Below are 1,721 nucleotides of genomic sequence, written 5' to 3'. Positions count from 1 at the left end.
GAGACGACGAAGGCCCGGGCCGCGTGATGCGGTACGGGCCTTCTGCCGGCGGAGGATACGAGATTCGAACTCGTGAGGGGTTGCCCCCAACACGCTTTCCAAGCGTGCGCCCTAGGCCTCTAGGCGAATCCTCCGAGGGAGAGCTTAGTACATGTTTCGGGGTGGTCGCGACCACGTATGTCGCAGGTGAGGGGTCGGGGTGGCCTGCGGATGCGGGGGTGGGGTGGTGGTGGAGGGGTGGGGTCTGGATCCGGTAGAGTGGGGGGCAGCCCCTCGTGTGGCGTTATCTCTCTGAATCCCCCCAGGGCTGGAAGGCAGCAAGGGTAGGAGGGCTCTGGCGGGTGCGCGGGGGGTCTTTGCGTTCCCGGGGGTATGCGGGGTGCCCGGGGGTGAGGGGCGACGCGTTTGTCGGTCCGTCCCGATATCGTCGGTGGTGTGTCCCTAGCCCTGTACCGCCGCTACCGCCCCGAGACCTTCGCGGAGGTCATCGGGCAGGAGCACGTGACCGCTCCGCTCCAGCAGGCCCTGCGCAACAACAGGGTCAACCACGCGTACCTGTTCAGCGGCCCGCGCGGCTGCGGCAAGACGACGAGTGCGCGCATCCTGGCCCGCTGCCTGAACTGTGAGCAGGGGCCGACGCCGACGCCGTGCGGCGAGTGCCAGTCCTGCCAGGACCTCGCCACGGGCGGGCCCGGGTCGATCGACGTGATCGAGATCGACGCCGCCTCGCACGGTGGTGTGGACGACGCGCGTGAGCTGCGTGAGCGGGCGTTCTTCGCGCCGGTGCACAGCCGGTACAAGATCTTCATCCTGGACGAGGCGCACATGGTGACCTCGGCCGGCTTCAACGCGCTGCTGAAGGTGGTGGAGGAGCCGCCGGAGCACCTCAAGTTCATCTTCGCGACGACCGAGCCGGAGAAGGTGATCGGGACGATCCGGTCCCGGACGCACCACTACCCGTTCCGGCTGGTGCCGCCCGGCACGCTGCGCGACTACCTGACCGAGGTCTGCGGCCGGGAGGGGATCCAGGTCGAGGACCCGGTGTTCCCGCTGGTGGTGCGGGCGGGGGCCGGGTCGGTGCGTGACTCGATGTCGGTGATGGACCAGCTGCTGGCCGGCGCGGGCGAGGGCGGGGTCACGTACCAGATGGCCACCGCGCTGCTCGGGTACACGGACTCGGCGCTGCTGGACGAGGTGGTGGACGCGTTCGCCGCGCACGACGGGGCGACGGTGTTCCAGGTGATCGACCGGGTGGTCGAGGGCGGGCACGACCCGCGGCGGTTCGTCGCGGACCTGCTGGAGCGGCTGCGCGATCTGGTGATCCTCGCCACAGTGCCGGACGCGGGGGAGAAGGGGCTGATCGACGCCCCGGCGGACCGGATCGCGGTGATGCAGGCGCAGGCGGACGGGTTCGGGGCGGCCGAGCTGAGCCGGGCGGCGGACATCGTCAACACCGGGCTGACGGAGATGCGCGGCAACGCGGCGCCCAGGCTGCAACTGGAGCTGATCTGTGCCCGGGTGATGCTGCCCGGCGCGTACAGCGACGAGCTGTCGTTGCAGGCGCGGTTGGACAAGTTGGAGCGCAGGGCCGCGGCCGGGGGGATGGCGGGCGGCGTGGCCGGGGGACTGGCCGGCGGGATGGCGGCGGTCGCTCCGGTGGCGATGCCGTCGGCGCCGGTGGTGATGCCGGAGGTGCAGCAGCAGCCGGTGCAGCCTGCCCC

At 70.9% G+C, this 1,721-nt stretch carries 1 protein-coding gene, 1 tRNA gene and 1 other RNA gene; 2 read left to right on the top strand and 1 reads right to left on the bottom strand.

The window, feature by feature from the left end:
* Positions 1-49: 49 nt before the first annotated feature.
* Positions 50-134, bottom strand: a tRNA-Ser gene (locus ABD308_RS34060).
* Positions 135-264: 130 nt separating this feature from the next.
* On the opposite strand from ABD308_RS34060, the gene ffs reads away from it, so the two are divergent.
* Positions 265-361, top strand: an RNA gene (gene ffs / locus ABD308_RS34055) — signal recognition particle sRNA small type.
* A gap of 74 nt (positions 362-435) precedes the next feature.
* Positions 436-1,721: DNA polymerase III subunit gamma and tau (locus ABD308_RS34050; RefSeq protein WP_344343646.1), on the top strand; the 1,286-nt coding region annotated here is incomplete at its 3' end.

Source organism: Kitasatospora putterlickiae (assembly GCF_039527695.1).
GTDB lineage: Bacteria > Actinomycetota > Actinomycetes > Streptomycetales > Streptomycetaceae > Kitasatospora > Kitasatospora putterlickiae.
This window is presented reverse-complemented; position numbering and strand designations above follow the sequence as displayed.